We start from the raw sequence: 24,296 nt of genomic DNA on the forward strand, positions 1-24,296 counted from the left end.
GGACGGGGATGTATTCATGCTGCGGCATTTTACGCAACTCCCGGCGTACACTGGCGGCCTGTCGATCAATACCTGCCGCCATGTCCATCCCGTTCACCCTTTCGCCCGATGAAATCGAATTCACCGCCATCCGCGCCCAGGGTGCGGGCGGGCAGAACGTCAACAAGGTGTCGAATGCGGTCCACCTGCGTTTCGACATCAAAAACTCGTCGTTGCCGGAAATCCTGCGCGAGCGGTTGCTGGCACTCGGCGACCAGCGCATCAGCAAGGACGGCGTGGTGGTGATCAAGGCGCAGGAATTCCGCAGTCTGGAAAAGAACCGGGCCGAAGCCTTGCAACGCCTGGAACTGCTGATCGCCAGCGCGGCCAAAGTGGAGAAGAAACGGCGGCCGACCCGGCCGACGCACGGCTCGGTGAAACGCCGGCTGGAAGCCAAGGGCCGCCGCTCGGCGATCAAGGCCGACCGGCGCGGCGACGGCGACTAGACCGGCGTTATTGCCTGCACCGCGCCCAGCGCCTCACGATAGACGTGCGGATCGGGGTAGGCGCAGGGCTCAGCCGGCAGCAGACGGGCAATGCGTTCGCTGCGGCTGGGATCACTTTCCGGCTGCCAGTTGTCCAGTACCAGCGCCACCGATTCGGGCGAGTTGCACACCAGCAGCATGTCGCAGCCGGCCGCCCAGGCGGTCTGCACGCGCGCCAGCATGTCGCCGACGACACCGGCGCCGGCCATCGACAGATCGTCGGTGAAAACGACGCCATCAAATTTAATGTCGTTTCTCAAATAACTTATCCATTTATTTGAAAATACAGCAGTATTACAGTCAAAGCATTCGTAAATGACGTGTGCTGCCATGACTGCGTCGAGCGGCAGTTGGCGGTAAGGCTGCAGGTCTTCGGTCATCGCTGCCAGCGGCCGGTCGTCGATCGGCAACTCGACGTGTGAGTCGGGAATGACGTAGCCGTGCCCCGGATAATGCTTGCCGCAGGTGCCCATGCCGCCCTGCTTCAGGCCTTCGCCCAGCGCGCCGGCCAGGGCGACGACCACCGCCGGATCGCGGTGAAAGGCGCGGTCGCCGATGACCCGCGACGGACCGTAGTCGAGGTCGAGCACCGGCGTGAAGGAGTAATCGACACCGCAGGCGCGCAGCTCGGCCGCCAGCACGAAACCGACGGCGCGGGCGGCGGCCAGCGCAGCTTGCGGATCGCTGTCGTACAACTGGCCGAGCGCACGCATCGGCGGCAGCCGGGTGAAACCGTCGCGAAAGCGTTGCACCCTGCCCCCTTCGTGATCGACGGCGATGAGCAGGCGCGGCTCGCGCAACGCGTGGATTTCAGCGGTGAGTGCGGTCAACTGCGCGCGACTGGCAAAATTGCGCGAGAACAGGATGATGCCGCCGACCAGCGGATGGCGCAGGCGCTGGCGGTCGACATCGGTCAGTGCGGTGCCGGCGATGTCGATCATCAGCGGACCGTAGGGCAAATGGCTCATCGTTGCTCTAGGATGACGTAGGCGACGGCGTATTCGGCTTCGTCGCTGATCGAGAGATGGGCGGTCAGGTTTTTGGCCGCTTCGGCCAGTTGACCGCAGAATTCGAAAACCGGCTTGCCGAGTTCGTCGTGACCGATGGCGATGGCCGGCAACAGTACCGGCGGTCGCACGCCGGTGCCGAAGGCCTTGGCGAAGGCTTCCTTGGCGGCAAAACGCTTGGCCAGAAAACGCCCCTTGTCGGCCGCCAGCGCGAATTCGGCGCGCTCCTGCGGCGCCAGCAGCTTGTCCAGCGCCCGTTCACCGTGGCGTTCCCACATGCCGCGCAAGCGGGCGACGGCGACGATGTCGGTGCCGATGCCGTGGATCACTCGCCCTGCTCTGCGCCAGCGCGCATCAAGGCCTTCATTTCGCGCACCGCTTCGCGCAGGCCGACAAAGACGGCGCGGCTGACGATGGCGTGGCCGATGTGCAGTTCGCGTATGCCGGCCAGCCGGGCGACCGGCTGCACGTTGTAGTAATTCAGCGCATGGCCGGCATTGAAGCGCATGCCCAGTTGCTGTACCAGCTGGCCGGCGCTGCGAATCTTGGCCAGTTCCGCCAGCACCGCCGGCGCCTCGGCATCGCGCCCCTTGTCGTAAAAGGCATGGGCGTAGGGACCGGTGTGGATTTCGCAAACGCGGGCGCCGATGCGCGCCGCCGCTTCGATCTGCGGCAATTCGGCGTCAATGAACACGCTGGTCGTGATGCCGGCATCGGCCAGCCGGGCGATGATGTCCTTCAACCGGGCTTCCTGGCCGAGAATGTCGAGACCGCCCTCGGTCGTCACCTCATGCCGCCCTTCCGGCACCAGCATGGCCATTTCCGGCTTGATCGCACAGGCGATGCCGACCATCTCGTCAGTCGCCGCCATTTCGAGGTTCAGCTTGATCTGCGTCGTTTCCTTGAGCCGGCGCACGTCGGCGTCCTGAATATGCCGGCGATCCTCGCGCAGATGTACGGTGATGCCGTCGGCGCCGCCCAGATGCGCCTCGACGGCGCCCCACAGCGGATCCGGCTCGTAGGTGCGACGGGCCTGGCGGATGGTGGCAATGTGGTCAATGTTGACGCCGAGTTCGATCATCTGGAGTGATTCCTTGTGAGCTGGAAACGGACCTTTTTCTCTAGCGCGGTCCGGCCGGCATTTTAGCCTGAGTCGATAAACAGTTGGGATGAGCCGGGAATTTCGGCTACGCTTGGGGCACATCCCTGCAGAAATCCCCAATTGCGGCAAGCTTGCCATCGCTTGTTTCCCCCCAAGTTCTCCCTTTGCCTGCGAGCCCGCCAATGATCGAACCCATTCTGCTTACCGCTGCCCGTATCTCGACGTACAGCCAGAGTTCGCTGCTGACCAATGCCAGCGGCTTTTTCTTTGAGCGCGACGAGCGTCTGTATCTGGTCACCAGCCGCCATGTTCTGTTCAGCAAGAACAGCAAACACTATCCCGACCGGATCGAAATCGAGCTGCACATCAATGCCGAGAACATCGCCGAATCCACCGGCTTTTCCATTCCGCTGTACCGCGACGGCAAGAGTCTGTGGCGTCATGGCACCGATGCCGCCGGTGTCATCGATGTCGCGGCCATCGAAATCGACCGCAAGGCCCTGCCCAAAACAGCAGTTTATCGCGCCTTCAGTCCAAAACACCTGCTGGGCAGCCTGACTCAGGTCGAGGTTGGCTCGTCCTTGCTCATCGTCGGCTTCCCGCTGGGTTTCCATGATGCCTTGCATCACACGCCGGTTGTGCGTCATGCCATCATCGCTTCGTCATTCGGCCTGCGCTTCCAGGGCGAGGGATTCTTCCTGACCGATGCCCGAACCCATCGCGGCAGCAGCGGCGCCCCGGTGATCATGCGCATTGCCGAACCGCTGCCGGCGCACGGCGACCTGCCATGGATGCTGCTGGGGATTCATTCCTCGCGTTTCGATGTCGGCACCCGCGATTTGATCGAGGATGAGGCGCTGGGACTGAATGGCGCCTGGTACGCCGACATACTGCTCAAGCTGACCGAGCGTCCGGTGTGATCAAAGCTCCTGCAAATCCTTGAAGATCCGCCGGGTTTCCAGTTCCTTGCCGGCCAGGTAATAGGCCAGCAGCGTGCGCATCAGCGCCTTCGCCTCGATCCTTGACCGCGGATCGGAAAAATCCTCATCGGCCAGATCGAGCAAGGTCTTGCCGCGCACTACCTGGATATCTGCCTCATCATGTTCGAGGCGGACCGGCCCCTGTTCCATCCGGTAGGTATAGAAGTCATCGGCGGCGATGGCCTGGCCATCGGCATCGTATGTCAACGTCAGGCCGTAGCCGAGTTCCTGCAGCAAGGCCTTCTCGAAACTGCGCAGATCGGCTTCGCGCACCTTGCCCGATGGATCGGCCGCCAACTGCTGCAGCATCGCCGCATAGCACCCGAACAGGTGTTCGTGAGCATCCTCTCGCGGCAGCAGGTTGATCAGCAACTCGTTCAGGTAATAGCCGCAGAACAGCGCCTCGCCGGCGAGCAGCGGCTGACCGCCCTGCCATTCGGCCTTCATCAGCGTCAGCACTTCACCTTTGCCGGCCCAGCCGATTTCCAGCGGCTGAAAACCCATCAGCAGGCCGCGAATGGCCGCCCGTGGGCGTCTGGCACCACGGGCCAGCAAGGCCATGCGGCCGAAATCGCGGGTGAATACCTCGACGATCAGGCTGGTTTCGCGGAAGGGATAGCTGTGCAGGACGTAGGCGGGTTGGCCATCGACCTTGCTGCGCTGATTCATCGTCGTGGCAGTGGCTTATTCGTAACCGAGGCTCTTCAGCAGGCGCTCGTCGTCGTTCCAGCCGGATTTCACCTTGACCCAGACTTCGAGATAGACCTTGCCACCGAACAGGCGCTCCATGTCCTGGCGCGCCTCGCTGGCGATGCGCTTCAGAGAATCGCCGTTCTTGCCGATGACGATGGCCTTGTGGCCTTCGCGGTCAACGACGATGGCGGCAAAGATCCGGCGCAGATTGCCTTCGGTTTCGAACTTCTCGATCTCGACGGCAGTGGCGTACGGCAATTCATCGCCGAGCAGGCGGAAAACCTTCTCGCGGATGTATTCCGAGGCAAGAAAGCGCTCGGATTTGTCGGTCAGGTCGTCCTCGGGGAACATCAGGCCTTCGTTCGGCAGATGCTTGCGCGCTTCATCGAGCAGATCCTTGGTCTGGCGCCCCTTGGCAGCGCTGACCGGCACTACGGCAGTGTATTCAAAGTCGGCGGCAACCTCGGCCAGGAACGGCAGCAAGGCGTTGCGCTCCTTCAGCAGGTCGGTCTTGTTGACCACCAGGATCACCGGCCGGTCCTTCGGCAGCAGACGGACGACCGCCTTGTCCTTGGCGTCGTAGCGCCCGGCTTCGACGACGAACAACACGACATCCACGTCGTTCAGCGTCTGCGTGACGCCACGGTTCATCGCGCGATTCAGCGCATTGGAAAACTTGGTCTGGAAACCCGGCGTATCGACGAAGACGAACTGCGAGGTTTCATCGGTGAGGATGCCGGTGATCCGGTGTCGCGTCGTCTGCGCCTTGCGCGAGACGATGCTGATCTTCTCGCCGATCAGGTGGTTGAGCAGCGTCGATTTGCCGACGTTGGGGCGGCCGACGATGGCGATGTAGCCGGAATGATATTGGGTCATGGACTGAGTGCTTTCAGGGCCTGTTCGGCCGCATTCTGTTCGGCGATGCGCCGGCTGCTGCCGGCGCCCGTGGTACGCAGTGCCGGCTGGTCGATTTCGCAGGCGACGACGAAGGATTGTTCGTGGGCCGCGCCGCTGGTTTCCAGCAGGTGGTAGCGTGGCAGCGGTTTTTTCCGTCCCTGCAGGAGTTCCTGCAGGCGGGTTTTTGCATCCTTCTGGAACTGCCCGGGTTTCAGGCCTTCCAGCAGCGGCGCGTAGAGACGGGCGATGACCGCGCTGGCGGCGTCGAAACCGGCGTCGAGATAGATGGCACCGAACAGGGCTTCGAGTGCATCCGCCAGGATGGACGGACGGCTGGCGCCACCGCTTTTCAGTTCGCCCTCGCCCAGCCGCAGGCTGTTGCCGATGTCGAGCTTGAGTGCCAGGCCATGCAGCGCTTCCTGGCGTACCAGGTTGGCACGCAGACGCGACAGGTCGCCTTCCGGCAGTTCCGGGAAGCGGCGATAGAGTACGGCGGCGATGACGCAGTCGAGGATGCCGTCGCCGAGAAACTCCAAGCGTTCATTGTTCGGCGTGCCGAAGCTGCGATGCGTCAGCGCCGTACGTAACAGGGAGGGATCGGAAAACGAATGGCCGAGTTCCTGGGCGATGGTCTGCGCAGTCATGCCTATTTCGCGGTCGACCCCTTGTAATCGATCAAAAGGCTGACGTTGGCGAACAGCGGAATGCGCTTTTCGTAGCCGAATTCAATGACGATCTGCCCTTTGTCCTTATAGATCTCGAGTTCCTTCGATGAGAAGGCAAGATGGTCGACTTCTGCATACTTGTCGAATGACCGGCGCAATTCCGCCACTGTTGCCTCGGGCGACGCCTGGCCGACAACGGCCTTGCTGCCTTGGAGAATCTTGTAATACTCGATGACCGTCGGTGTCACTTTCATCGCGAGCACAGCGACGAGAATCAGGACTATGCCCCAGAAGATCAAGCCGGAAAGTGCCACGCCACGTTGATATTTCATTGTTCTCACCTTACCTGAATGCACCGATACGGCTGAAATCGCTGAAGTTCAGCCAGATGAAAAATGCCTTGCCAACGATGTTCTGCTCCGGTACGAAGCCCCAGGCGCGACTGTCACGGCTGTTGTCGCGGTTGTCACCCATCATGAAATAATGCCCGTCCGGCACCTTGCAGATCACGCCACTGGCATTGTAAGTGCAATTTTCCCGGTAAGGGAAGGAAGAAACCCCGGGGATGTATGCCGGCGCATCCGCGTCGTTGAGCACGCGGTGTTCGACATCGCCCAGCTTCTCGGTGTATTGCTCGGAGTAATAGAGGCGCTCGGGATGGAGAAAATCGGCGACCTGCTTCATCTCGACGGCTTGCCCGTTGATGCTGAGCTTCTTGTCCTGATAGGCCACCGTGTCGCCCGGCATGCCGACGACGCGCTTGATGTAATCGAGCGACGGATCTTCCGGGTAGCGGAAGACCATGACATCGCCACGCTGCGGTTCGTTGATGTCGATGATCTTGGTGTTGATCACCGGCAGGCGGATGCCGTAGGTGAACTTGTTGACCAGGATGAAGTCGCCGACCAGCAGCGTCGGAATCATCGACCCAGAGGGAATCTTGAACGGTTCGAACAGGAAGGAGCGGAGCACGAAGACGATCAGGATGACCGGGAAGAAATCGGCGCCCCACTCCACCCACAATGGCTGCTTGTCATTGGCAGCGCGCAATTTCCGGAATTTCAGGATGTCGACCGCATAAAGAATGCCGGTCAGGACAACCAGGACAAGGAGGATCAGGGCAAAATTCATCGGGTTTGTCCGGTTCTCAGTTATCGACGCGCAATACGGCCAGGAAGGCTTCCTGCGGAATCTCCACGCTGCCGACCTGCTTCATGCGTTTCTTGCCGGCCTTCTGCTTTTCCAGCAGCTTCTTCTTGCGGCTGATGTCGCCGCCGTAACACTTGGCCAGCACGTCCTTGCGCATTGCCTTGACGTTCTCGCGAGCGATGATGTGCGAGCCGATGGCCGCCTGGATGGCGACGTCGTACATCTGCCGGGGAATCAGTTCGCGCATCTTCGACGCCAGTTCGCGGCCGCGGTACTGCGAATTCGAGCGGTGCACGATCAATGACAATGCATCGACCTTCTCGCTGTTGATCAGGATGTCGAGCTTGACCACATCGGCCGCGCGATATTCCTTGAAATCGTAGTCGAGCGAGGCGTAGCCCTTGGAGCAGGACTTCAGCTTGTCGAAGAAATCCATGACCACTTCGGCCATCGGCATTTCATAGATCAGCTTCACCTGGCGGCCGTGGTAGTGCATGTCCACCTGGTTGCCGCGCTTCTGGTTGCACAGCGTGATGACGTTGCCCAGGTAATCCTGGGGCACGAAGATGGTCGCGGTGATGATCGGCTCGCGGACTTCTTCGACCTTGCTCAGTTCGGGCAGCTTGGCCGGATTCTCGACCTGGATGATCGAGCCGTCGCGATTGACCACCTCGTAGACCACCGTCGGTGCCGTGGTGATCAGATCCTGGTCGAATTCGCGCTCGAGGCGTTCCTGGACGATTTCCATGTGCAGCAGGCCGAGGAAGCCGCAACGGAAGCCGAAGCCCAGCGCCTGCGAGACTTCCGGCTCGTACTGTAGCGAGGCGTCGTTGAGTTTGAGTTTTTCCAGCGCTTCGCGCAGCGAATCGTACTGGTTGGATTCGACCGGGTACAGACCGGCGAAAACCTGCGGCTTGATTTCCTTGAAACCCGGCAGCGGTTCGGCTGCCTTGCGGTCGGCCAGAGTGATCGTGTCGCCAACCTTGGCGGCCTTCAGTTCCTTGATCCCGGAGATCACGAAACCAACCTCGCCGGCTTTCAGCGAAGTACGCTGCAGCGACTTCGGCGTGAATACGCCGACCTGCTCGCACAGCTGGGTGGTGCCGGTCGACATGAACTGCAGCTTGTCTTTCGGCTTCAGCTCGCCATCAACCACGCGCACCAGCATGACGACGCCGACGTAATTGTCGAACCACGAATCGATGATCAGCGCCTTCAGCGGTGCCGAAAGATCGCCCCTGGGAGCCGGCACGCGGGCAATCACGGCTTCGAGAATATCCTCGACGCCGAGACCCGTCTTGGCCGAGCACAGCACGGCGTCGGTGGCATCGATGCCGATCACGTCCTCGATTTCCTGGCGGGCGTTGTCCGGATCAGCCGACGGCAGATCGATCTTGTTCAGCACCGGCAGCACTTCGACATCGAGTTCGAGCGCCGTGTAGCAGTTCGCCACCGTCTGCGCCTCGACACCCTGCGAGGCATCGACGACCAGCAGCGCGCCTTCGCAGGCCGACAGCGAACGCGAGACCTCGTAGGAGAAGTCGACGTGTCCCGGCGTATCGATCAGGTTCAGGTTGTACACCTTGCCGTCGCGCGCCTTGTACTGGAGCGCCGCTGTCTGCGCCTTGATGGTGATGCCGCGCTCGCGCTCGATATCCATCGAATCGAGCACCTGCGCCTCCATTTCCCGGTCGGACAGGCCGCCGCAGAGATGGATGATGCGATCGGCCAAGGTTGATTTGCCGTGGTCGATGTGGGCGATGATGCTGAAGTTTCTGATGTGGTCCATTGCAGCCAGTAAAAAAGGGCGCTAACGGCGCCCTAGCGATTCGGAAGACCCTGAATTCTAGCGGATTTGGGCCAAATATTCACGGGTTTTGGCCGCGTCGAGGAAGTAGTGACAGAGCTCGGTGTCGCCATGCAGCAATACCGGCACCAGTTCGTCGTACTTTGCTTCCAGCGCCGGGTCGGCATCGACGTCGAGCACTGTCACCGTTGCGCCGAACTCGGCCGCCAGCGGTGCCAGCGCCACCTCCATGTCGTGACAGAGGTGGCAGTAGCCGCGGCTCATCAGGGTCAGTTCAATTGCCACCGTTCAGGCCCCGGATCGTCACGAAAGTCTGCATCTCGCCCCGGCGGATCAGCAGCGTCACATTGGCACCCTTGTCGAATTGGGCGAGCAGCTTGTTCATTTGCTCGACCGTCCTGACCTCGGTGGTGCTGCCGCGGCTGATCACGGCGACGATGATGTCGCCCTGGCGCAGGTCGGAACGGGCGCTGGTGCCGCGCACCTCTTCGACAAGCAGGCCGCCCTCCAGACGCAATTCGCGTCGCTGCTCCGGCGACAGCTCGCTGACAACCAGCCCCAGCCGGTTGGCAGCCTGTTCCGGCGCCCGTCCACCGCGAGTCGGGCGGCTGCTGGCCTGGCGTTCGTCGACGATCTGGCCGACCAGTACCGGAATGTCGCGCACCTTGCCCTTGCGCCAGACCTGGGCCACCGAACGTGTTCCCGGTTTGGTCGCGGCAACCATGCGCGGCAGGTCGGCCGAATTGTTCACGACCTTGCCATCGAACTTGAGGATGACGTCACCGGCTTCGATACCGGCCTTTTCCGCCGGACCATCGCGCTCGACGGCATTGACCACGGCGCCGATCGGCCGCGACAGCCCGAGCGACTCGGCCAGCTCCTTGCTGACTTCCTGAATGACCACGCCCAACCGGCCACGGCTGACTTTTCCGGTCGACCGCAGTTGTTGCTGTATTTCCATCGCGACATCGATCGGAATGGCGAAGGAAACGCCCATGTAACCACCGCTGCGGCTGTAGATCTGGGAATTGATGCCGACCACCTCGCCGTTCAGGTTGAACAGCGGGCCACCGGAATTGCCGGGATTGATCGCCACATCGGTCTGGATGAAGGGCACGTAGTTTTCCTGCGGCAATGCCCTGCCCTTGGCCGAGACGATGCCGGCGGTCACCGAGTTGTCGAAACCGAAAGGCGAGCCGATCGCCACCACCCATTCGCCGACCTTGAGTTGCGATGGGTCGGCCAGTTTGACCGCCGGCAGGCCAGTGGCCTCGATCTTGAGCAGCGCGACATCGGTACGCTTGTCGGCACCGATGGTACGGGCCTTGAATTCGCGCTTGTCGGTCAGGCGTACGGTAACTTCATCGGCACCGTCGACCACGTGGGCGTTGGTCAGGATGTAGCCGTCGCCGCTGATGATGAAACCCGAACCCAGCGACTTGTTCTCGAATTCGCGCGGTGCCGCACCACCACCGGGAACGCGCGGGAAGAACCGCTTGAACAGCTCGAAGGCCGGATCGTTCTCGTCGAACGGGAAAGGCATCACCTGACTCTGTCCGCGCATCACCTGGGTGGTGCTGATATTGACGACGGCCTGCCCCTGCTTTTCGGCCAGTTCGGTGAAGTCCGGCAAGCCACGCATCTGGGCGCTGGCGAGATTGAAAGCGAATAGCAGTGAACAAAGGGCAAGAAGACGTTTCATTGGCTGCGCTCCTCCTGTTTCCGTGGCAAACGGGAAATGATATGGGGATGGCTGTCGGAATTTCCAGCCGGGCGACGGGATTTTTGCACCACCAGCACGAAGGCCAGGATCAGCCCGAATGCCCCGCCGAACATTGCCCCGGTGTCGTCAAACACCTGGCCGCCGAGCAAGGCGCCGCCAATCAGGCCGAGGATCGGCAGGCCGTAGGCCAGGTTCGCGCCGCGCCGCAGACTGCCGGCTGATACTGCAACCAGCACGCGTTCGCCGACTTCGGCACCGATTGCATTGTCCACATGGTAGTGGCGCGGCCCGCCGCAAAACATCTGGGTCAGATGCTGGCCGCCGCAACCGCCTTCTTCGTGGCAACGGCCGCAACCGCCCTGCGCCACTTCAACGGTAGCCTGGCCGCCGTCGACGTGCCGTACCACCGCCTGGATGGTGTTGGCTTCCCCGGTCATCACCAGCGCCTGTCGGGAGCCGTGTCGAGCAAGGGGCGAAGTTTCAACGCGACGGCTTCGCGGGCGCGGAATATCCGCGAACGCACCGTGCCGATCGGGCAATCCATGATGCCGGCGATCTCTTCATACGACAGGCCTTCGATTTCGCGCAGCACGATGGCGGTGCGCAATTCTTCCGGCAAGGCGTCCATGGCGCTGTTGACCGTCTGGCCGATCTGTTTCGACATCAACAGGCTTTCCGGCGTGTTGATGTCACGCAACAGCGTTGCATCCTCGAAGCCTTCGGCCTCGTCGGCGTCGTATTCGGTGCTGGTCGGCGCCCGGCGTCCTTGCGATACCAGATAGTTCTTGGCTGTATTGATGCCAATCCGGTACAGCCAGGTGTAAAAGGCGCTATCGCCGCGGAAGGAAGGCAAGGCGCGGTAGGCCTTGATGAATGCTTCCTGCGAGACATCCTCGACCTCGGCCGAGTCGCGGATGTAACGCGACAACAAGCGACCCAGCTTGCGCTGGTACTTGTTCACCAATTGGTCGAAGGCGCCTTGGTCGCCGCCTTGCGCCCGCTCGACCAGCAACTGATCGACCTCGCGCTCGCTCATGACTCTGTTTTCCCGGGGAATGTTCTTGTTGAGGCGCAGTATAACGCAGGCTATTTGGCCTCAAGCCTAGGTAGTTATCCTTAATTGTGATTTTTCTGTAACGGCATGAATCCTTTCCTGCGTGCTATATTGCGCGCCGGATCAAATATCTCCGGGAATCATCGTGCGTAACTTTGATGTGCTCATCATCGGCAGCGGCCTTGCCGGCCAGTCGGCTGCTTTACGGCTTGCCGACCATCGACGCGTTGCACTGATCAGCAAACGCAAGCTTGAGGATTCGGCTTCGGGATGGGCGCAAGGCGGTATTGCCGCAGTACTTGATAACCGTGATTCGATCGAAGCCCACATTCAGGACACCTTTGTTGCCGGCGCCTGGCTGAACGACGAGAAGGCGACCCGCTTCGTCGTTGAAAACGGCCGCCGCGCCATCGACTGGCTGATCGAACAGGGTGTTCCCTTCACCAAGGACGAGTCGGGCTATCACCTGACCCGTGAAGGCGGCCACAGCGCCCGCCGCGTCATCCACGTGGCCGATGCCACCGGCGCCTCGGTGCAGCAGACGCTGACCGAAAAAGTCCGCAAGAATCCGAATATCACGGTGTTCGAGGACCATATTGCGGTCGACCTGATTACCGGTCCAAAAATCGGCACCAGCGAAAACCGCTGTTACGGCGCTTACGTGCTCAACAGCCAGTCCGGCGAAGTGCTGACCATCGGCGCCTCAAGCACCCTGCTCGCCACCGGCGGTGCCGGCAAGGTCTATCTGTTCACCACCAATCCCGACACCTCGACCGGCGACGGCATCGCCATGGCCTGGCGGGCCGGTTGTCGGGTCGCCAACATGGAATTCATTCAGTTCCATCCGACCTGCCTGTACCACCCCAAGGCCAAGTCCTTCCTGATCTCGGAAGCCGTGCGTGGCGAAGGCGGTCTGCTCAAGCTGCCGGATGGTACGCGTTTCATGCCCGAACACGACGAACGCGAGGAACTGGCGCCGCGCGACATCGTCGCCCGTGCCATCGACTTCGAAATGAAGAAACGCGGCCTTGACTGCGTTTATCTGGATATTTCGCACAAGGGCGAAGCTTTCATCCTCGAGCATTTCCCGAACATCCACGCACGCTGTCTGGAACTTGGCATCGATATCGCGCGCGAGCCGATCCCGGTCGTGCCGGCGGCGCATTACACGTGCGGTGGCATCGTCTGCGACCTGAAGGGACATACCGACGTCGAAGGCCTTTACGTCGCCGGCGAAGCTTCATGCACCGGCCTGCACGGTGCAAATCGCCTGGCTTCCAATTCGCTGCTGGAGTGCCTGGTGTTTTCGGAAGCTGCGGTCAACGACATGCTGGCGAAAGAAACGCAGGAACTTCCCGAGTTGCCGCAATGGGACGAGAGCCGCGTCACCGATGCCGATGAGGAAGTGGTCATTTCCCACAACTGGGACGAATTGCGCCGCTTCATGTGGGACTACGTCGGCATCGTCCGCACAACCAAGCGCCTGAAGCGTGCCGAACATCGCGTACGCCTGCTCAAGCGCGAAATTCACGAGTTCTACTCGCACTTCCGCGTTAGCCACGACTTGATCGAATTGCGCAACCTGGTGTTGACGGCCGAACTGATCATCCGCTGTGCAATGCTGCGCAAGGAAAGTCGCGGTCTGCACTACTCCCGCGATTATCCGGAAACTGCCAGCAAGCCGCGCAACACGCTGCTCAGGCAGCGTCGACGGGGTCGTTGAATCCGGCGCGCCAGCGCAGGAATACCCGCAGGCGTCGGAAATCTTCAGGATTTGTGCTGTCGACCGCAATCAGCAGCGTCGTTTTCCTGTTGCTGGCCAGTTTCAGCCGGAGCACGCTCAGCCAGGGATGCACCGTCGCACCTGGCAGGCAGGAAACAGGCTGGTAGTCGGTTTCGCCCGTCAGCAGGGCCTGCAGGCTACCGTCGCGGGCCAGTCGCAACGCGGAAACTGCTGGTTCGAGTTGCCGCCAGGCGTGAATGCCGATACCCCAGAAAATAGCCAGCAGGAGTGCCTGCAGCCCGGTATCGCGCGGATAAAACAGGATGACCAGCGAGCCGCCAAGCATCAGGCCGAACAGCGCGCGATCGAGAAAAAGCGAACGGTGCAGTCCGAGGGTGATCGGAAACTGCAACGTTCGCTTCCTTGCAAAGACCGTCAGATGCGCTTGAAAACCAGCGAACCGTTGGTCCCGCCGAAGCCGAAGTTGTTCTTCAGCGCCACGTCGATCTTCATTGGCCGCGCCACATTGGCGCAGTAGTCCAGGTCGCATTCCGGATCCTGGTTGAAGATGTTGATGGTTGGCGGCGAGATCTGGTGATGAATCGCCAGCACCGTGAACAACGATTCAACGCCACCGGCGCCACCGAGCAGGTGACCGGTCATCGACTTGGTCGAATTGACGACGATCTTGTAGGCTGCGTCACCGAAAGCGGCCTTGATGGCATCCGACTCGTTCTTGTCGCCAAGCGGCGTCGAGGTGCCGTGAGCGTTGACGTACTGGACGTCGGACGGCGCGATGCCGGCATTCTTCAGTGCGTTGACCATGGAGCGACGCGGGCCATCCATGTTCGGTGCGGTGATGTGATAAGCATCGGCACTGCGACCGTATCCAGCCACTTCGGCGTAGATTTTTGCGCCACGGGCCTTCGCGTGCTCGTACTCTTCGAGCACCAGAACGCCGGCGCCCTCGCCCAGCACGAAGCCGTCGCGATCCTTGTCCCACGGACGACTGGCGGTTGCCGGGTCGTCGTTGCGGGTGGACAGCGCACGGGCCGCGCAGAAACCGCCCATGCCCAGCGGCGAAACGGTCGATTCGGCACCACCGGCAACCATCACGTCGGCGTCGCCGTACTCGATGATGCGGGCAGCTTCGCCGATGGAGTGCGTACCGGTCGTGCAGGCGGTGACGATGGCCAGGTTCGGCCCCTTGAAACCAAACTCGATCGACAGGTTGCCGGAGATCATGTTGATGATCGAACCGGGAACGAAGAACGGCGAGACCTTGCGCACACCGGCGGCGTTGTATTCGTCCTTGGTTTCCTCGATCAGCGGCAGACCGCCGATGCCGGAACCGATGGCAACACCGACGCGCTCGGGGTCGGCAGCGCCTTCCTGGTCGAGACCAGCGTCACGTACGGCCTGCATGCCGGCAGCCAGTCCGTAATGGATGAACCGGTCCATCCGGCGGGCATCCTTGGCGGAAATGTACTGGGTTATGTCGAAATTCTTGACCTCGCCGGCAAACTGGACCGGGAAGGTGGAGGTGTCGAAGCGGGTAACAGGGGCGATACCGGAACGGCCGGCAATGATGTTCTGCCAACCTTCTTCAACGCTGTTGCCGACCGGGGAAATCAGCCCGAGGCCGGTGATGACGACTCTACGACGTGCCAAGATATGCACTCCGAAAGCAAAAATAGCAAAGCCGGCCTTGGTGGCCGGCCTTGCCTGGTTGAAACCGGAATTGGCTTACTGCTTGTTAGCGAGGATGTAATCGACAGCCTGCTGGACGGTCGTGATCTTCTCGGCCTGGTCATCCGGAATTTCGCATTCGAATTCCTCTTCCAGCGCCATGACCAGCTCGACAGTGTCCAGGGAATCCGCGCCCAGATCGTCGACGAAAGAGGACTCGTTCTTGATGTCCGCTTCGTTCACGCCCAGTTGTTCGGCGACGATCTTCTTGACGCGCTCTACGATGTTATCCATTCGAAAAACTCCTTCCCCTCGGGGTACGAAAAAAAACGTGTTGATTCTACCAAAAGCCGGGACTTGGTGAAATCAATCCATGAACATGCCGCCATTCACATGCACGGTGGTACCCGTAACATAAGAGGCAGCGGGAGAAACCAGGAAGCCGACCGCACCGGCGACGTCTTCAGGTGTGCCGGCACGCGCCAGCGGAATCGAGGCCAGCATCGTGGCTTTTTGTTCTTCGGTCAAGGCATGCGTCATGTCGGTCGCAATAAAACCTGGCGCAACACAGTTGACCGTGATGTTGCGGCTGCCCAGTTCGCGGGCCAGCGACCGGGAAAGACCGGCGACACCGGCCTTCGCCGCGCAGTAATTGGCCTGCCCGGCATTGCCGGAATAGCCGACCACCGACGAGATATTGACGATACGGCCGAAGCGGGCCTTCATCATGCCGCGCATGACGCCACGCGACAGGCGGAAGACCGCTTTCAGGTTGGTATCGATGACGGCATCCCATTCGTCGTCGCCCATGCGCATCGTCAGGTTGTCGCGGGTGATGCCGGCGTTGTTGACGAGCACGGTGATGGCGCCGAATTCCTTGGCGACTTCAGCCAGGACGGCATCGGTCTGGGTTGTATCGGTGACGTTGAGCACTACGCCACGGCCCTTGATGCCGGCTTCGCCGAGGTAAGTCGAAATCTGTCCGGCGCCGGCTTCGCTGGTCGCCGTGCCGATCACCGTTGCCCCCTGGCGACCCAGTTCGAGCGCGATGGCGCGGCCGATGCCGCGAGTGGCGCCAGTAACCAGCGCAATCTTGTCATTCAGCATGCGATCACTCCAGGCCGAGGTTGGCTTCGATAGCCGCAGCGTCAGCCAGCGCAACGCCAGTAACGCCATCGGCACAACGCTTGGTCAGTCCGGCCAGGACCTTGCCCGGGCCGCACTCTGCTACGGTCGACACGCCCATGGCGGCCATTTTCTGGATGGTCTCGACCCAGCGCACAGGGTTGTAGGCCTGGCGCACCAGCGCATCCTTGATCCGGGCTGGATCGATCTCGATCTCGACATCGACATTGTTGATCACCGGAATTTTTGGCGCGTTCAGCGTCAGTTCGGCCAATCGTGCCGCCAGCTTGTCGGCAGCCGGGCGAATCAGCGACGAATGGAACGGCGCCGACACTGGCAGGGCCTTGGCCATCTTGGCACCCCGTGCCTTGCAGGCATCCATGGCGCGTTCGACGGCGCCTTTGTGGCCAGCGATCACGGTTTGACCGTTGGCGTTGAAATTGACCGGTTCGACAATTTCACCCTGCGCGGCTTCGGCACAGGCGGCAACGATGCCGGCGTTGTCCAGGCCAAGCACGGCAGCCATCGCACCGGTGCCGAGCGGCACGGCTTCCTGCATGGCAGCGGCGCGCAGGCGAACCAGCGGCACGGCATCCTTGAAGTCGATGACACCGGCGGCGACCAGCGCCGAATATTCGCCGAGGCTGTGCCCTGCGACGACGGTCGGCATCTTGCCGCCCTTCTCGCACCACAGACGCCAGGCGGCGATACCGGCGGTGAGCATCACCGGCTGGGTATTGACGGTTTGTGTCAGCACTTCGGCCGGACCTTCGGCAACCATCGCCCACAGGTCGTCGCCGAGGGCGGCGGAGGCTTCGTCAAAGGTGGCGCGAACCACTGCGGCATCGCCGTAGGCGGCCATCATGCCAACGCTCTGCGAGCCCTGGCCGGGAAATACGAAAGCAAAAGACATGGTCCAGTCTCCTGATGTCAGAATTCGAGCAGGGCTGCGCCCCAGGTGAAACCGCCACCGACGCCTTCAAGCAGGACCTTGTGGCCACGCTGGATGCGTCCGTCACGGACGGCCTCGTCAAGCGCCAGCGGCACCGAGGCGGCAGAGGTATTGCCATGGCGATCGACGGAGACGATCACCCGTTCGCGATCAACACCCAGCTTTTTGCCGGTGGCCTCGATGATGCGGATATTGGCCTGATGCGGAATCAGCCAGTCAACCGCGGTGGTGGCAATGCCGGCGGTTGCACAGACTTCTTCGGCGACCTCGGCCAGCACCTTCACGGCAAACTTGAAAACGGCCTGACCATCCATGCGCAGGAAGGGGTCGCCGGTCACCTGGCCACCACAGATCTGCCCCGGGACGTTGAGGATGCCGCTCTGGCTGCCGTCGGCGTGCATCGCGGTGGCCAGGATACCAGGCTTGTCGGAGGCTCCCAGCACGACGGCGCCGGCGCCGTCGCCGAACAGCACGCAGGTGCCACGGTCGCTCCAGTCAAGGATGCGGGAAAAGACTTCGGCGCCGATCACCAGCGCTTTGCTGTGGCTGCCGGATGCGATGAATTTCTCGGCAATGCCCAGTGCGTAGGTGAAACCGGCACACACGGCCTGGACGTCGAAAGCCGCGGCGCCCTTGTTGCCGAGCCTGCCCTGGATGATGCAGGCGGTGCTTGGGAATATGTAGTCCGGGGTCGAGGTTGCGACGATGATCAAATCGAGGTCGGCGGCAGCGATACCAGCCATTTCCAGCGCACGCTGCGCGGCGATCAGGCCGAGTTCGCTCGAGGTCGTACCAGGCTCTGCCAGATGACGGCTGCGGATGCCTGTACGCGTCACGATCCACTCGTCGTTGGTCTCGATACCGCGTGCCGCCAGATCGGCATTGCTGACCGGGCTGCCCGGCAGATAGCTGCCGGTGCCAATCACACGTGCATACATTCAGACATTCTCCACAGTGGCGAGCGGTGCCGCACTTGTTTGGGTCAGGCGCCCGGTAATGCGCTCCAGCACGCGATTTTCCGCGGCATCGTAGGCGCGGGATATGGCATTGCCAAAAGACAACTCGTCGGCCGAGCCGTGGCTCTTGACCGAGATGCCCTTGAGCCCCAGCAGGATCGCGCCGTTGTAGCGGCGATGGTCGAAACGCCGCTTGAAGTTGTTCAGGACAGAGATGGCGATCAGTGCGGCCAGCTTGGTCAGCCAGTTGCGCTTGAATTCGCTGCGCAGCGACGACGCAAGCATCTGCGCCAAGCCTTCGGATGTCTTCAGGGCGACGTTGCCGACAAAGCCGTCGCAGACGATGACGTCCGCTTCACCCTTGTAGATGCCGTCTCCCTCGACATTGCCGATGAAGTTGAGATCCGAGCCACGCAGCAGTTCGGCTGCGGCCTTGACCACTTCGTTACCCTTGATCTCTTCTTCGCCGATGTTGAGGATGCCGACCGTCGGCCGTTCCTTGTGTTCCATCGCGGCTACCAGCATGGCGCCCATGATGCCGAACTGGAGCAGGTGCTCCGGTGCGCAATCGACATTGGCGCCAAGGTCCAGCATGTGCGTATGGCCGTTGACCGTCGGCAGCGGCGCGCAGATTGCCGGCCGGTCGATGCCGGGCAGCATTTTCAGCACGAAGCGTGAGATCGCCATCAGCGCGCCGGTGTTGCCGGCGGAAACGCAGGCATCCGCCTCGCCAGACTTGACGAGGTTGATGGCCACGCGCATCGACGAATCTTTTTTGTTGCGCAGGGCGAGCGCGGGCGACTCGTCCATGCCAACGATTTCGCTGGCATGCACAAGACGCAGGCGCGGGTCGTCGATCCTGGCAGCGAGAAGCGGGCGCAAGACCTCCTCCTGACCGACCAGGACGAGATGAGCCGCCGGGTGTTCTGCAAGAAAACGGATAGCCGCCGGTACCGTCACTGACGGTCCGTGGTCACCCCCCATGCAATCAATGGCGATGCGGGTTGTCATGGCAAAAGAAAAGGCAGGCTCTCCCGAAGGAGCCACCTGCCCTTTGCTGAACGATTACTCGCCCTTGGCCTTCAGGACCTTCTTGCCACGGTAGAAACCGTTCGGAGAGATGTGGTGACGCAGATGCGTTTCGCCCGTGGTCGTTTCAACGGCCAGCGGGGGAGCGGTCAGGAAATCATGAGCGCGGTGCATGCCACGCTTGGACGGGGACTTCTTGTTCTGTTGAACGGCCATTTTGTGTTACTCCAAAAAAAATCAGTTCGGCTTGCCTTTGAGCTCGGCCAGTGCGGCAAACGGATTGATCCGCTCGCCGGCGCCGGCTGCGCCAGGCAAACCACATCTTTCGTGCCGTGGCGCAACGGGCAGGGACAAAAGTATTTCGTCCTCGACCAGTTCAGCCACATCCAGTTCTTTTTCCACCGGCAAAAAATCCCGGCTATCGTCTTCCAGTTCGTCTTGCGACAGATCGGCATTTGCCGGAACAACTTCCAGCAGACTATCGACCCCCAGTTCAAAAGGGATGGCTTCCAGGCAACGCTGACACGCCAGCGGAATACATCCGCCAACCGTCAAGTGCAGCATGGGTTCGCCACGTTCGCCCCTGAATCCTTCGAGTTGCCAGGAAACCTCCCCGGACACTTCTGCCAGCAAATCATGCAGGCGTTCCATCGCCGAAACCGCCAGTGTTCCTTGCAGAACACGCGCGTCCCTGGCAAAGGCGAAGGCGTCATTGATCCTTTTCAAACTGAACCTGTGCGACTTAAACGAGGGATGATATTATTTTTGGCTCGCCAAGTCAAAACAAAGTGCTGCTTCAAGTAATCGACGCAACGCCTTGTTGCACAAAAACTTTCATGATGCCAAACCTCATTCTCGCTTCAACCTCGCCTTACCGCCGCGAATTGCTCGGCCGCCTGGGTCTGCCGTTTTCGGTTGCCAATCCGCAAACCGACGAAAGCGCCCTGCCCGGCGAAGCCCCAGACGCCCTCGCCCTGCGTCTGTCGGAGGCGAAAGCCCGGGCCGTTGCCGGCGACCACCCCGACGCACTGATCATCGGCAGCGACCAGGTTGCCACGGTCGACGGCAAGATTTATGGCAAACCCGGCACGCACGAGCGTGCCGTCGCGCAGTTGCGCGAACTGTCCGGCAAGACCGTCAATTTCTTCACCGGCCTGTGTCTGCACAACACACGCACTGGCGAAAGCCTGGTCCGAGGGGTGTCGACACTGGTCACCTTCCGTCAGCTCAGTGATGCCGAGATCGAGAATTACCTGCGGCGCGAACCGGCCTACAACTGTGCCGGTTCGGCCAAATCGGAAGGACTGGGCATTGCCCTGCTCGCCGCCATGCAAGGTGATGACCCCAACGCCCTGGTCGGGCTGCCATTGATTGCCTTGTGCGACATGCTGCGCCAGCAGGGCGTGGCGGTACTCTGATGACCGGCACACTGTTCCTGATTCCTGTCCCGCTCGGCCCGGTGTCGCCGCAGGACAACCTGCACGCCGGCGTCCTGGCGTGCATCCGTCCTTTGCGCCACTTTGTCGTCGAGCAGGCCAAAACTGCCCGCGCCTTCCTGAAGGCCGCCGGCACCGACTTGCCGTTGCAGGAATTGCAACTCGAAGAACTGAACGAACATACCCGGGCCGATGCCCTGGATCGCCTGCTCGCGCCGCTGCGCGAGGGTCACGACGTCGGTCTGCTGTCCGAAGCCGGTTGTCCGGCTGTCGCCGATCCCGGCGCCGATCTGGTAGCGCTGGCCCAGCGCGAGAACATCCGCGTCGTACCGCTGGTCGGCCCCTCGTCGCTGCTGCTGGCGCTGATGGCTTCCGGGCTCAACGGTCAGCGTTTCGCCTTTCTGGGATATTTGCCCGCCAAGGACGTTGACCGCAACAAGGCGCTGCGCGAACTCGAGAGCGAATCACGCAAGCACCGGCAGACGCAGTTATTCATTGAAACGCCTTACCGCAACCGGGCAATGTTCGATGCTGTCCTGCAGGCCTGCCAGCCGGCGACCCGGCTATGCGTCGCCACCGATCTGACCTTGCCCGGTGAGTCGGTCCGTACGCAAACCATCGCCCAGTGGAAAAAACAAACGCCGCCCGAAATCGAGCGGCGTCCGACGGTTTTCCTGCTGCTGGCCTGATCAGTTCAAACGGACCCCGGAAGCGCTGCTGGAAAATCCGCGCCAGAAGCTGTCGACCGCACCAGCGCCGAGGCGCTTGGCAAAACGTTCGGCGATGTTTTCCTTGACCGAGTAGTCAAGCACGTTCTCGAGCTTGACGACATCGCGGGCCACCGACTCGACGGTACCGAAATCGTCGGCCAGCCCGAGCTGGATGCTTTGTGCGCCGGTCCACATCAGGCCGGAGAAAATCTCGGGATTGTCCTTCAGGCGTTCGCCGCGTCCGGCCTTGACGACCTCGATGAACTGCGCATGGATATCGGCCAGCAGAACGCGGGCGTGTGCCTTGTGCTCTTCGGCCTGGGGCGAGAACGGATCAAGGAAGCCCTTGTTTTCGCCGGCGGTGAGCAGGCGGCGTTCGACGCCGAGCTTTTCCATCGTGCCGGTGAAGCCGAAACCGTCCATCAGCACGCCGATCGAGCCGACGACGCTGGCCTTGTTGACGTAGATGCGGTCAGCCGCCGCAGCAACGTAGTAGCCGCCGGATGCGCAGACATCCTCAACGACGGCGTAGAGCGGCTTGTCCGGAAATTTGGCGCGCAGGCGACGGATTTCGTCATTGACCATCCCCGCCTGCACCGGGCTGCCGCCGGGGCTGTTGATGCGCAGCACGACCGCCTGCGAGTTCGGCGCATCGAAAGCGGCGTTGAGCGCTGAAATCAGGCTTTCGGCACTGGCTTCGGCCTTGGGGGCAATGACGCCTTGCAGGTCGATCATCGCAACGTGCTTGTCCTCGACCTTGGTGCTGTCCCATTCGACCATGGCGAACAGGATGAAAGCCAGGTAGCCGAAGCCGAGCAGCTTGAAGAAAATGCCCCAGCGACGGCGGGCGCGCTGTTCGCTGAGCGTGGCGAAAGCCAGCTTCTCGAGCGTCTTGCGCTCCCAGGCGGGATCGTTGTCGGGACGTTGGGAATTATCCATTTCTGTTTTCCAGCACCAAAAAGACATTGCCATCGGATTCAATCACCGGCAGGGATTTCAAGCCCCTGCCCTGGCAGCGTCCGCCGAGGCAGCGTCCGCTATCCGGTGCATAAAGCGCGCCATGTACGGCGCAAATCAAGTATAGCTTGGAATGATCGAAGAACTCGCCGTGCTGACAATCCAGCTCAACCGGCACATGGGCGCATTCGTTGAGGTAGGCATGGACGCGACCCCGGTAGCGGATGACGAAGGCGGGAACGTTGCGGCCGTAGCGTTCGACACTGAATCGCACGCCTTTTCCTGCCTCGGCCAGTTCGCAGCCGGCACAGATCAGGCGTTTGTCTTCAGCCATGCATCAAGCTCGCGGACGTCGTGCAGGCAGGCCAGCGGCGCATGTTCAAGCAGATGGTCGTGCGGGTGTGCGCCGTAGGTTACCGCCAGTGCATCGACTCCGGCATTGCGGGCCATCAGCAGATCGTGCGAGGTATCGCCGATCATTACGGTCGACGCCGGTAAAACGCCAAATTCCGCCATCAGTTCCTCAAGCATTTGCGGGTGCGGCTTGGAGTGGCATTCGTCGGCGCAGCGCGAGGCGGAGAAATATGGACGCAGCGCGGCGTGATCAAAGGCGCGCTCAAGACCCATCCGGCTTTTGCCGGTGGCGACCGCCAGGATGTGACCAGCCGCCTGCAAGCGTGCCAGCATCGCCGGTACGCCGTCAAACAACGTCAGCTCGTGGTCGCCGGACAGGTAATGGAAGCGGTAACGGTCGATCATCGCCTGGTAGTTCTCCGGCGCCAGATCGGGCACCGCGTGCCGCATCGCATCGGCCAGACCGAGGCCGATCACGTGGCTGGCCCGCTCGCGATCGGGTACCGGCAGACCCAGGTCGCGACAGGCGGCCTGAATGGCCTTGACGATGGCACCGGCGGAATCCAGCAGTGTGCCGTCCCAATCGAAGACCACGAGTTCGTATTTCATTGTTGCTCCAGGATGTGTTGCAGGTTGTCGGCGACGAATTCGCGCGAATTTGCCGCGTCGACCGCAGCAATGTAGCTACGGATACCATCGGGCAGCGGCGCCACGCACTCCACCGGTGTCCCCAGCAGCGGATGCCGGAAAGCCATGCGCCAGGCGTGCAGCGCCATCCGTTTCAGGCCGGCCGGCCGCAGCCGCTTGTTGAGATTGAAATCGCCATATTTTTCGTCGCCAAGAATGGGAAAGCCGAGATGCGCCAGATGCACGCGGATCTGGTGCGTCCGCCCGGTCTTCAACTGTGCCTCAAGCAGGCTCATTTCCGGCCAGCGGGCGAGCAGCCGGAATACCGTGTGCGATGCCTTGCCCTCGGCGTGCACCGACACCCGGCGCTCGCCGCTGTCGGTCAGGTATTTGAGCAGCGGCGCCTTGACGTGCTGGGTGTTGTTCATCCAGCGCCCCTTGACCAGCACCAGGTAGCGCTTGTCGGCGCCGGCGCCGTGCTCGCGGAACATGTCGTGCAGCGCCGTCAGCGCCAGCCGCTTCTTGCCGACCAGCAGGATGCCCGAGGTTTCGCGGTCGAGCCGGTGCGCCAGTTCGAGGAACTTCGCCTGCGGCCGCTGCCGGCGCAAGGCTTCAATGACGCCAAAGCTGACGCCGCTGCCACCATGCACGGCAATGCCCTCGGGCTTGTCGATGACCAGCATCGCGTCGTCTTCGAAAATGATCGGCAGATCGACGCGGGCCTTGGCGGCTTCCTCGACCTCGTTCTGCGGCCGCTCGGCAATGCGGATCGGCGGAATGCGCACATTGTCGCCAAGCTGCAGGCGATAGGTTGCATCGACACGACCGCTGTTGACCCGCACCTCGCCACTGCGCAGGATGCGATAGACATGGCTCTTCGGCACCCCCTTGCAATGCCTGAGCAAGTAGTTGTCAAGGCGCTGGCCTTGGGCTTCTTCGCCGATCACGACATGGGTGACCGAATTGTTACCTGCGCCATTCATTTTTCTAATATACTGCCTGCGTTTTACGTCTCTGTTTGCAAGGGATGCCGAACCGTCAGACCGTCCGCCCTCGCGCTCCATGCGCGACCGCCATGCGGCAGGCTACGAAGTCTCTCCTGTGCCAATTGCCCGGGACAAACCAACGTGAAACGAC

31 protein-coding genes are annotated in these 24,296 nt (G+C 61.6%); 5 read left to right on the top strand and 26 right to left on the bottom strand.

The window, feature by feature from the left end:
* Nucleotides 1-80: 80 nt before the first annotated feature.
* On the top strand, nucleotides 81-485 hold the full coding sequence (gene arfB, locus BJN45_RS07130) for an alternative ribosome rescue aminoacyl-tRNA hydrolase ArfB (RefSeq protein WP_076093453.1): 405 nt from the start codon (nucleotides 81-83) through the stop codon (nucleotides 483-485).
* Here arfB and nagZ read toward each other — a convergent pair.
* The 3 genes from nagZ to BJN45_RS07145 are packed head-to-tail and all read right to left on the bottom strand — an operon-like array spanning nucleotide 482 to nucleotide 2,612.
* Nucleotides 482-1,492 (bottom strand): beta-N-acetylhexosaminidase, encoded by a 1,011-nt coding sequence (gene nagZ, locus BJN45_RS07135; RefSeq protein WP_083650985.1) that lies wholly within the window; start codon nucleotides 1,490-1,492, stop codon nucleotides 482-484. The genes arfB and nagZ overlap by 4 nt on opposite strands.
* Complete coding sequence (gene acpS / locus BJN45_RS07140) at nucleotides 1,489-1,860, bottom strand: holo-ACP synthase (protein WP_076093455.1); 372 nt, start codon at nucleotides 1,858-1,860, stop codon at nucleotides 1,489-1,491. The genes nagZ and acpS overlap by 4 nt, the downstream gene beginning before the upstream one ends.
* Entirely contained in the window at nucleotides 1,857-2,612 is a 756-nt protein-coding gene (locus BJN45_RS07145; protein ID WP_076093457.1) for a pyridoxine 5'-phosphate synthase, read from the bottom strand. The genes acpS and BJN45_RS07145 overlap by 4 nt, the downstream gene beginning before the upstream one ends.
* A gap of 203 nt (nucleotides 2,613-2,815) precedes the next feature.
* Between BJN45_RS07145 and BJN45_RS07150 the strand changes: the two genes are divergently transcribed.
* The gene (locus BJN45_RS07150) at nucleotides 2,816-3,553 is read left to right on the top strand and encodes a trypsin-like serine peptidase (protein WP_076093459.1); all 738 of its coding nucleotides are present in this window, start codon (nucleotides 2,816-2,818) and stop codon (nucleotides 3,551-3,553) included.
* On the opposite strand, the gene recO is transcribed toward BJN45_RS07150, so the two are convergent.
* Genes recO through rpoE form a run of 10 tightly spaced genes read right to left on the bottom strand, consistent with a single transcriptional unit; the run spans nucleotide 3,554 to nucleotide 11,583 of the window.
* Nucleotides 3,554-4,282 (bottom strand): DNA repair protein RecO, encoded by a 729-nt coding sequence (recO, locus tag BJN45_RS07155; protein ID WP_076093461.1) that lies wholly within the window; start codon nucleotides 4,280-4,282, stop codon nucleotides 3,554-3,556.
* A 15-nt stretch (nucleotides 4,283-4,297) separates the two neighbouring features.
* Nucleotides 4,298-5,182: a GTPase Era gene (gene era, locus BJN45_RS07160; protein WP_076093463.1), complete on the bottom strand. Its 885-nt coding sequence runs from the start codon at nucleotides 5,180-5,182 to the stop codon at nucleotides 4,298-4,300.
* Complete coding sequence (gene rnc, locus BJN45_RS07165) at nucleotides 5,179-5,847, bottom strand: ribonuclease III (RefSeq protein ID WP_076093464.1); 669 nt, start codon at nucleotides 5,845-5,847, stop codon at nucleotides 5,179-5,181. The genes era and rnc overlap by 4 nt, the downstream gene beginning before the upstream one ends.
* A gap of 2 nt (nucleotides 5,848-5,849) precedes the next feature.
* Nucleotides 5,850-6,200 carry a DUF4845 domain-containing protein gene (locus BJN45_RS07170; RefSeq protein WP_076093466.1) on the bottom strand — a complete coding sequence of 117 codons (351 nt, stop codon included), beginning with the start codon at nucleotides 6,198-6,200 and terminating at the stop codon, nucleotides 5,850-5,852.
* Between the two features lie 10 nt (nucleotides 6,201-6,210).
* Nucleotides 6,211-6,999 (bottom strand): signal peptidase I, encoded by a 789-nt coding sequence (gene lepB / locus BJN45_RS07175; protein ID WP_076093468.1) that lies wholly within the window; start codon nucleotides 6,997-6,999, stop codon nucleotides 6,211-6,213.
* Between the two features lie 16 nt (nucleotides 7,000-7,015).
* Nucleotides 7,016-8,806, bottom strand: coding sequence for a translation elongation factor 4 (gene lepA, locus BJN45_RS07180; RefSeq protein ID WP_076093470.1), 1,791 nt, complete (start codon nucleotides 8,804-8,806; stop codon nucleotides 7,016-7,018).
* Nucleotides 8,807-8,863: 57 nt separating this feature from the next.
* On the bottom strand, nucleotides 8,864-9,088 hold the full coding sequence (locus BJN45_RS07185; RefSeq protein ID WP_076094202.1) for a glutaredoxin family protein: 225 nt from the start codon (nucleotides 9,086-9,088) through the stop codon (nucleotides 8,864-8,866).
* 10 nt (nucleotides 9,089-9,098) lie between these two features.
* Nucleotides 9,099-10,526, bottom strand: a complete 1,428-nt coding sequence (locus tag BJN45_RS07190) for a DegQ family serine endoprotease (RefSeq protein WP_076093472.1) — start codon at nucleotides 10,524-10,526, stop codon at nucleotides 9,099-9,101.
* Complete coding sequence (locus BJN45_RS07195) at nucleotides 10,523-10,984, bottom strand: SoxR reducing system RseC family protein (protein WP_076094204.1); 462 nt, start codon at nucleotides 10,982-10,984, stop codon at nucleotides 10,523-10,525. Before BJN45_RS07195 ends, BJN45_RS07190 begins: the two co-directional genes overlap by 4 nt.
* Entirely contained in the window at nucleotides 10,984-11,583 is a 600-nt protein-coding gene (gene rpoE / locus BJN45_RS07200) for an RNA polymerase sigma factor RpoE (RefSeq protein WP_076093473.1), read from the bottom strand. Before rpoE ends, BJN45_RS07195 begins: the two co-directional genes overlap by 1 nt.
* A gap of 163 nt (nucleotides 11,584-11,746) precedes the next feature.
* Between rpoE and nadB the strand changes: the two genes are divergently transcribed.
* Nucleotides 11,747-13,324, top strand: a complete 1,578-nt coding sequence (gene nadB, locus BJN45_RS07205; protein ID WP_430793414.1) for an L-aspartate oxidase — start codon at nucleotides 11,747-11,749, stop codon at nucleotides 13,322-13,324.
* On the opposite strand, the gene BJN45_RS07210 is transcribed toward nadB, so the two are convergent.
* From BJN45_RS07210 to BJN45_RS07250, 9 genes are all read right to left on the bottom strand, one after another.
* Nucleotides 13,299-13,736: a protein YgfX gene (locus tag BJN45_RS07210; protein WP_076093476.1), complete on the bottom strand. Its 438-nt coding sequence runs from the start codon at nucleotides 13,734-13,736 to the stop codon at nucleotides 13,299-13,301. The genes nadB and BJN45_RS07210 overlap by 26 nt on opposite strands.
* Nucleotides 13,737-13,759: 23 nt before the next feature.
* Nucleotides 13,760-14,995 carry a beta-ketoacyl-ACP synthase II gene (fabF, locus tag BJN45_RS07215; RefSeq protein WP_076093478.1) on the bottom strand — a complete coding sequence of 412 codons (1,236 nt, stop codon included), beginning with the start codon at nucleotides 14,993-14,995 and terminating at the stop codon, nucleotides 13,760-13,762.
* Between the two features lie 75 nt (nucleotides 14,996-15,070).
* Nucleotides 15,071-15,307, bottom strand: coding sequence for an acyl carrier protein (acpP, locus tag BJN45_RS07220; RefSeq protein WP_028995618.1), 237 nt, complete (start codon nucleotides 15,305-15,307; stop codon nucleotides 15,071-15,073).
* Between the two features lie 72 nt (nucleotides 15,308-15,379).
* Nucleotides 15,380-16,120, bottom strand: coding sequence for a 3-oxoacyl-ACP reductase FabG (gene fabG, locus BJN45_RS07225; protein ID WP_076093480.1), 741 nt, complete (start codon nucleotides 16,118-16,120; stop codon nucleotides 15,380-15,382).
* Between the two features lie 4 nt (nucleotides 16,121-16,124).
* Nucleotides 16,125-17,051 carry an ACP S-malonyltransferase gene (fabD, locus tag BJN45_RS07230; protein ID WP_076093482.1) on the bottom strand — a complete coding sequence of 309 codons (927 nt, stop codon included), beginning with the start codon at nucleotides 17,049-17,051 and terminating at the stop codon, nucleotides 16,125-16,127.
* 17 nt (nucleotides 17,052-17,068) lie between these two features.
* On the bottom strand, nucleotides 17,069-18,028 hold the full coding sequence (locus tag BJN45_RS07235; RefSeq protein ID WP_076093484.1) for a beta-ketoacyl-ACP synthase III: 960 nt from the start codon (nucleotides 18,026-18,028) through the stop codon (nucleotides 17,069-17,071).
* Nucleotides 18,029-19,057, bottom strand: coding sequence for a phosphate acyltransferase PlsX (gene plsX, locus BJN45_RS07240; RefSeq protein ID WP_076093486.1), 1,029 nt, complete (start codon nucleotides 19,055-19,057; stop codon nucleotides 18,029-18,031).
* A 54-nt stretch (nucleotides 19,058-19,111) separates the two neighbouring features.
* Nucleotides 19,112-19,291, bottom strand: a complete 180-nt coding sequence (rpmF, locus tag BJN45_RS07245) for a 50S ribosomal protein L32 (RefSeq protein ID WP_076093488.1) — start codon at nucleotides 19,289-19,291, stop codon at nucleotides 19,112-19,114.
* Between the two features lie 21 nt (nucleotides 19,292-19,312).
* Entirely contained in the window at nucleotides 19,313-19,801 is a 489-nt protein-coding gene (locus tag BJN45_RS07250; RefSeq protein WP_076093489.1) for a YceD family protein, read from the bottom strand.
* Between the two features lie 110 nt (nucleotides 19,802-19,911).
* On the opposite strand from BJN45_RS07250, the gene BJN45_RS07255 reads away from it, so the two are divergent.
* Together BJN45_RS07255 and BJN45_RS07260 are read left to right on the top strand one after the other, a co-directional pair.
* Complete coding sequence (locus tag BJN45_RS07255) at nucleotides 19,912-20,493, top strand: Maf family protein (protein ID WP_083650999.1); 582 nt, start codon at nucleotides 19,912-19,914, stop codon at nucleotides 20,491-20,493.
* A complete protein-coding gene (locus BJN45_RS07260) occupies nucleotides 20,493-21,200 on the top strand; it encodes an SAM-dependent methyltransferase (protein WP_076093492.1) in 708 nt (235 codons plus the stop codon). Before BJN45_RS07255 ends, BJN45_RS07260 begins: the two co-directional genes overlap by 1 nt.
* On the opposite strand, the gene BJN45_RS07265 is transcribed toward BJN45_RS07260, so the two are convergent.
* Genes BJN45_RS07265 through BJN45_RS07280 form a run of 4 tightly spaced genes read right to left on the bottom strand, consistent with a single transcriptional unit; the run spans nucleotide 21,201 to nucleotide 24,142 of the window.
* Nucleotides 21,201-22,160 (bottom strand): S49 family peptidase, encoded by a 960-nt coding sequence (locus tag BJN45_RS07265; protein WP_076093494.1) that lies wholly within the window; start codon nucleotides 22,158-22,160, stop codon nucleotides 21,201-21,203.
* On the bottom strand, nucleotides 22,153-22,512 hold the full coding sequence (locus BJN45_RS07270) for a Rieske (2Fe-2S) protein (RefSeq protein WP_076093495.1): 360 nt from the start codon (nucleotides 22,510-22,512) through the stop codon (nucleotides 22,153-22,155). The genes BJN45_RS07265 and BJN45_RS07270 overlap by 8 nt, the downstream gene beginning before the upstream one ends.
* The gene (locus tag BJN45_RS07275; RefSeq protein ID WP_076093497.1) at nucleotides 22,491-23,141 is read right to left on the bottom strand and encodes an HAD family hydrolase; all 651 of its coding nucleotides are present in this window, start codon (nucleotides 23,139-23,141) and stop codon (nucleotides 22,491-22,493) included. Before BJN45_RS07275 ends, BJN45_RS07270 begins: the two co-directional genes overlap by 22 nt.
* Complete coding sequence (locus BJN45_RS07280; protein ID WP_076093499.1) at nucleotides 23,138-24,142, bottom strand: RluA family pseudouridine synthase; 1,005 nt, start codon at nucleotides 24,140-24,142, stop codon at nucleotides 23,138-23,140. Before BJN45_RS07280 ends, BJN45_RS07275 begins: the two co-directional genes overlap by 4 nt.
* Between the last annotated feature and the right edge of the window lie 154 nt (nucleotides 24,143-24,296).

The sequence above is a fragment of the Azonexus hydrophilus genome (assembly GCF_001956855.1).
Classification (GTDB): domain Bacteria; phylum Pseudomonadota; class Gammaproteobacteria; order Burkholderiales; family Rhodocyclaceae; genus Azonexus; species Azonexus hydrophilus_A.